Origin of the sequence: Lactobacillus sp. (assembly GCF_051873315.1) — a bacterium.
Classification (GTDB): Bacteria; Bacillota; Bacilli; order Lactobacillales; family Lactobacillaceae; genus Lactobacillus.
The window spans coordinates 1-5,590 of record NZ_JBJEES010000012.1 but is presented as its reverse complement, the minus strand read 5'-3'; the positions used below and the strand labels follow the sequence as shown (position 1 = coordinate 5,590).

Annotated in this window: 4 protein-coding genes and 1 pseudogene; 3 read left to right on the top strand and 2 right to left on the bottom strand. The window is 51.0% G+C overall.

What is annotated here, in order from left to right:
• Positions 1–111 precede the first annotated feature (111 nt).
• Both ACI32D_RS00560 and ACI32D_RS00555 read right to left on the bottom strand, forming a co-directional pair.
• On the bottom strand, positions 112–1,182 hold the full coding sequence (locus ACI32D_RS00560; RefSeq protein WP_439774737.1) for an LLM class flavin-dependent oxidoreductase: 1,071 nt from the start codon (positions 1,180–1,182) through the stop codon (positions 112–114).
• 14 nt (positions 1,183–1,196) lie between these two features.
• Positions 1,197–2,939: a diguanylate cyclase gene (locus tag ACI32D_RS00555; protein ID WP_439774736.1), complete on the bottom strand. Its 1,743-nt coding sequence runs from the start codon at positions 2,937–2,939 to the stop codon at positions 1,197–1,199.
• A gap of 536 nt (positions 2,940–3,475) precedes the next feature.
• Here ACI32D_RS00555 and ACI32D_RS00550 point away from each other — a divergent pair.
• The 3 genes and pseudogenes from ACI32D_RS00550 to ACI32D_RS00540 all read left to right on the top strand — a co-directional run.
• Positions 3,476–4,489: an NAD(P)H-dependent glycerol-3-phosphate dehydrogenase gene (locus ACI32D_RS00550; protein ID WP_439774735.1), complete on the top strand. Its 1,014-nt coding sequence runs from the start codon at positions 3,476–3,478 to the stop codon at positions 4,487–4,489.
• 132 nt (positions 4,490–4,621) lie between these two features.
• Positions 4,622–4,990: a helix-turn-helix domain-containing protein gene (locus tag ACI32D_RS00545; RefSeq protein WP_439774734.1), complete on the top strand. Its 369-nt coding sequence runs from the start codon at positions 4,622–4,624 to the stop codon at positions 4,988–4,990.
• 106 nt (positions 4,991–5,096) lie between these two features.
• A pseudogene (locus ACI32D_RS00540) lies at positions 5,097–5,590 on the top strand (hypothetical protein); the annotation flags it as partial.

Genomic DNA, 5,590 nt, shown 5'->3' with positions numbered 1-5,590 from the left:
CTAAGAAGACTAGCGCAAAGTCAACTTCAGCATCTTCAACTAGCTCAGCTAAGTAATTAATTTGAGCAAAACTAAAGGCTCTGTCATCAATCACGATGGCAGAGCCTTTTTTTAGTCCTTATTTACTTCCGGGAAAACGTACTTTTCCATGTCAGCCAGGCAATCAGCAATTGGCCGCTTGGTTGGCTTGAAGTTGATGATCACGTGGTTTAAGCCTTCCTCGCGCTGCTTGCGCCAGAACTGTCCCAGGCTCTTTGCTCCCCCGCGCAGGTAGATCTTGTTGAAGAGCTGGCATGGGGCATCCGGGTCATCCAAAAGTTCAACGAAGTTCTGGTAGCCGAAGGGATGCCAGTTGCCGTCCTCATTCAAGTCGTTCAGCTTCTTAACCACCGATGCCGTCTCATCTTCGCCAACCCCATGCCAGATCCAGACGTCTGGCTCATTGGCCAGCCAGGATAATTCCTGCCGGCAGCGGCCGATCGCGACCATTGGCATCTGGTAGCCCTCTTCAAGCTGAGGCACGACGCTCAAAGACCCGGTCAGCTTACTGTAGTAGTTGCCACTGAAGTGCAGGCGGTTGGGGTGAGTCAGGGACTTTTTGGCCAAATCCCAGCCTTCTCTGAAGATCTCGCTGCGCTCGTTCCAGTCCCGGCCAAAAGCTTTAAATTCATTTTTCCGGTCCCCGCTGACTAAACCCAGCAGGAAACGGTGGTCACTGAGCCGGTCGATTGACACGGCCGCCTGGGCCACGTGAATCGGATTCCGCTCAGGCAAAATAAAGCCGGCAGACCCCAATACGATCTTGTCCGTGGTCATGGCCAGAGCCCCCAGAGTCGTGAATGGATCAAGTCCCTGGCCAACGTCGCCAAAGTATGGGTCATAAAAAGGAACGTCTCTGATCCACAAGGCGTCAAAGCCGGCTTTTTCCGCTGCCTTGGCGCAGTCAAAAAGGTCGCTGACATCTGGAATCTGGCTGTCCGGGTAGCCCTTAAAAGGCGCCATTAAGCCGAAAGTCAATTTACCCGGCTGAAAGACCTGCTTAAAGCCCGGGTGGTTGGCAAACTGCTTGGGATAGACAACCTTCTTGGCATCGCTGCCTGCTCCTTGAAAAAGGGGACTGTCGTCTTGACCCAAAATTTGCAGATTGGGAATGTTCAGCTTGTTTTCTTGTTCTTCAGCCATTTTTTCTGCCTCCGTTAATTAAGGATAAAACTGATATAAACCAAGGCGCCATAGCGCTGGTTGACAGAATACTTCATGTCGCAGAAGACGCGCAGGGTCCGGGCGTCCGCCGTCAAAATCTGGCAGTCGTCCCTAAAACGCTCTTCATCAGCTGCCGATTCAACAAAGTCGGTAAACTCCTCCTTGATCCTGTCTCTGTCGCTTGGTGAAACCAAGTTGAGCAGGGACTGGCCATAGTAGTCATAAAAGTCAGCTGACAGCTCGCAGCCAAACAATTCCAGCAGACTCTTGTTGACGTAGATGACCTCTTTGGTATCCATCTGCATGACCAAAAGAGGAGTTGGGTCGCCGGCCGCCAGGGCTCTCAGACCCAGGCCCAACTGGTTGCGGTGCTTCTTCTCCGACAAGCTGGACTTGTAGCTGGCAAAATTGTTCTTGCCGGCAATTTTTACTTCGTACAAGGCAGCGTCGGCGAACTTCAAGGCCTCCTCATAGTCCTTGGCCTGGCCTGGGAATTCGCTGTAGCCGATGGAGACGGAGAAAGGAATTTCCTCCCCGTTGCTTTCTACTTCCTGCTTTAAAACAGAAAGGCCTTTGATAGCTTCCTGGTTGTCACACATCTTGCCAGGAAGTGCCACGACGAATTCGTCCCCGCCGTTTCTGCCAATGATGGCATTGGGCCCAAAGCACTTTTTCAAATTCCTGGTCAGCTGGACTAAAACCGCGTCCCCGGTTTGGTGGCCAAAGACATCGTTGATTGACTTGAAATCGTCAATGTCCAGCATGATCACCGTGGTCTCGGGCTGCTTTTTAACAGACAGGCTCGACAGCTTCCAGTCAAAGCCCTGCCGGTTGTAGGCTTGAGTCAAAGGATCAAGCGTGGCTTCTCTTTCCAGGATCCGCCCGCTGATCCGCCGGTTGATCACCCAGAGCATGAGACCCGCGATAGCGAAGTCGATGAGTATGAGGTAGCCCATGAACCAGTTCCACTTAGTGTAGCGCCAGCCATTGGCTGGAGCGATTCTCAAGAGCCAGTGGCTGTTGTCGGCAGTGGTAAAGCTGTAGCTGATCGGTTCATGGAGATTGCCTTGCTGCATGACCTGCTTGTAGCTGGTATTTAAGGGAGAAACTTGCTTTTCCAATTCATAGCTGTAGCCGGCTGATTTAAGGTTGGCCGCAGTGGAGGAGAAGGTCTGAGGAATCTTCATCACTACGATGGCGAAGCCCCAGAACTGCTTTTTGCCGTTTTTCTTGATAAAAATCGGCGTCCGCATGACCACGCCTTTCCCGCCCTGTTTAAGGGAGATCGGCCCCTGAGTCACGGTGACCTGGTGGGCAATCCCGTAGCGGCAAAGAGGGCCGCGGATCGGGTCGGTTAAAAGGTTGATCTTGCCTGCTTCGTTTCCTTTTAAAGGATAGATCTCGGTGACTTTGCCATTAGGCGCCAGCTGTAGGTTGCTGGCTGCTTCATTTTCTTCTAAAAGGTCCTTGGCCACGGTGGAGAAATTCTGGACTTTGCCATTGCTGGCTAAAACCAGTTCCTTCAGAGTTGTTGACAGGGTCAAGGCATTCTTGATCTCACCCTTCAAGGTCCGGGAGAAACCGGCCGCCAGGGCCTGGGCCTGGTCGCGCTCGGCAGCTTTCTGCTGCTCCTGGACGTAGCTGAGCAAGCTGAGATTGAAGACGGCCAGCAAAATCAAAGTGGCCGCGATGAGCAAGTAGTCGTTTTGATTTGCTTTCCTAAGCTGTTTAAACATTGCTGAATTGCACCTTGCTTTTACTATAATATGTTTTCGACTTAGTTATAATGTCACTGGCTGCGGATTTGTTCAAATTGCTAACGAATAATCCTATTGTTCAGTATACTATAGCGGAGAGTGTTATTACAAATTGTTAAAATGTTATAAAACTGAGAAAGCAATTAGGAAAAAGTTGTTCGCCTTTTGAAAAAAGGTGCATAAAAAATGTTTAAATTCACGAAAACTCTTGTCAAAGACTATTTTACATCATACAATAGGCTATGCAAGAGTAAGCGGTTGCTTTTAATAAACTCTTGAGTTTTTCACTTGGAGATAAATTCATAGCTGTTTTTGTTTACACTTTTTAATATGGCTATTCTCTAATGGGCGTTTCAATTGGGAAACGTCTTTTTTTGCGTTGGTAGAGGCTAATTTTTTAATAATTAGGCCGGGGGTAAAGAGAAAGTTGCCGGCTGAGTGCTATAATAGGTTAGATCAGCGGCAGTAGTTTGTCTGCCGCGAATAGGAATCAACAAACTAAGTGAGGTAATAATATGGCAAAAATCGGTGTTTTGGGAGCAGGTACTTGGGGCATGGCACTGGCCCGGATGCTCAGCAACTCTGGTCATGAAGTGACCGTCTGGTCAGCCCTGCCGCAAGAAGTCGACGAACTCTCAAGAACTCGTCGCCAGAAGAACCTGCCAGGTATGGTTATTCCTGACGAAATTAAATTTACCAAGGAAATTGCAGAAGCCTGCCAAGACAAGGACATCATCCTTTTCGCCGTACCATCAGTCTTCGTCCGCTCAACTGCCAAGACTGCTGCCCCGTTTATTCCAGATGGGCAGATCATCGTTGACGTGGCTAAGGGGATCGAACCGGACACTCTCTTGACTTTGACTGAAGTTATCGCTGACGAAGTAAACAAGGATGGCAAGCATGGCAATGTCCACTACGTTGCCCTGTCTGGCCCGACCCACGCTGAAGAAGTGGCCAAGGACCTGCCAACCACCATCGTCTCCGCCTGTGAAGACCAAGACGTGGCCGAAAAGGTCCAGGACGTCTTCATGAACAAGAACATGCGGGTTTACACCAACTCTGACCGCCTGGGCGTTGAGCTCTGCGGGGCCTTGAAGAACGTGATTGCTTTGGCCAGCGGGATCTGCTCGGGACTTGGCTACGGGGACAACATGCGGGCCGCCTTGATCATCCGCGGAATGGCGGAAATCAAGCGCCTGGGCCTCAAGATGGGCGGCAAGGAAGACTCCTTTGACGGCCTGGCCGGCATGGGTGACTTGATCGTTACCGCCACCAGCAAGGAAAGCCGGAACAACAATGCCGGCTACTTGATCGGCAAGGGCAAGAGCGCTGAAGAAGCCAAGAAGGAAGTGGGCATGGTCGTTGAAGGGATCAATGCCATTCCAGCTGCCTTGGAACTGGCTGAGAAGTATGACGTGGAAATGCCAATCGTCTTTGCCGTTGATGCCGTAGTCAACCACGGTGCCGACGCCCGGGAAACCGTTGACGCCTTGATGATGCGGGAAAAGAAGTCAGAAATGACCAAGTAAAGAGATTTATGAAGAAGTTTGCGCCAGCAGACTTCTTTTTATTTTTTCTTTTCTAAAAAAAGGCAAATCACTCTCATAAACATTTCATTTCGTCATAACTTATGCTATGCTTATGACAGGTGGTGACTTTGGATGGATAAGAACACGATTGGCAAGTATTTGAGAGACCTGCGCCGCCAGCGGGGAATGAGCCAGCGGGAGCTGGCCGTGGCCTTGGGAGTAAGCAAGCAGACGGTTTCCAACTGGGAGGTTGGCCGCAAGGTGCCGCGGATGAAGGCTGTTGAGAAGATAGCGAATGTTTTTGGCGTGTCCAGAAGCAGTATTTTGGCTGGTCTGCCGGTGGAAGTACTGGAGCAGGAAGGGCTGATTGATCGCAAGGTGGTCGATTTGACCGACCGGGATGTGCGCCTCACTTATCAAGGCCGGCAAGTGCCGCGGGAATACATTGACATTATTGAGAAGCTGATGCGCTGCGATATCGCCGAGCGCGATGCTCAGTAAGGCGGGAAGTCCCCGCCTTTTTCTTTTGCTTTGCAAAGCGTAAGCCTTTTCATGAAAAGGTAGTATAATGAAAGGGTGATATTCGAAAAATAAGGGGGATAGAACGATGAAGGAGAAAAATTGGCTGACCTGGCTGACAGTCTTAGCCCTGGTCGTGGGCTTTGTCGCCATGGGGGCCAGCGTCTGGCTGAGCGCGCAAGCCGCCAAGCAGACCCAGAGAAACAGCAAGCTGGCCGGCCAGCTCTACCAGGCCAGCCGGACCAAGAGCAGTGAGGCATCAAGTCTTAAAAAGCGGCTGGACAAATTGGAGAGCGACAATTCAAGTTTAAAGAAGAAGAATTCCAGACTGGCCAAGGAGAACGGGGCACTAAAAGAGGCCAACCAGGACCTGCCAGCAGCCAGCGCGGCGGCGGGATTAAACGTTTGGGAGACGGAAGAAAAAGGCAGTCAGCTCCAGCTGGAGATCGACAATGAGACCGGGCAGGCGGTGAGTGACCTGTTGGTTTTGGCGGTAGCGGCCAGCGGCCGGGTTACTTTAAGCAGCTTGCCTAGCTATTTCCCAGTTGGCGGAGCTAAGCCCAGCTATTTTTACCGGAAGAA

What these genes read in the sequence shown, in the direction of transcription:
- ACI32D_RS00560 (WP_439774737.1), bottom strand. Translation starts at nt 1,182, where the DNA reads ATGGCTGAAGAACAAGAAAACAAGCTGAACATTCCCAATCTGCAAATT.
- ACI32D_RS00555 (WP_439774736.1), bottom strand. Translation starts at nt 2,939, where the DNA reads ATGTTTAAACAGCTTAGGAAAGCAAATCAAAACGACTACTTGCTCATC.
- ACI32D_RS00550 (WP_439774735.1), top strand. Translation starts at nt 3,476, where the DNA reads ATGGCAAAAATCGGTGTTTTGGGAGCAGGTACTTGGGGCATGGCACTG.
- ACI32D_RS00545 (WP_439774734.1), top strand. Translation starts at nt 4,622, where the DNA reads ATGGATAAGAACACGATTGGCAAGTATTTGAGAGACCTGCGCCGCCAG.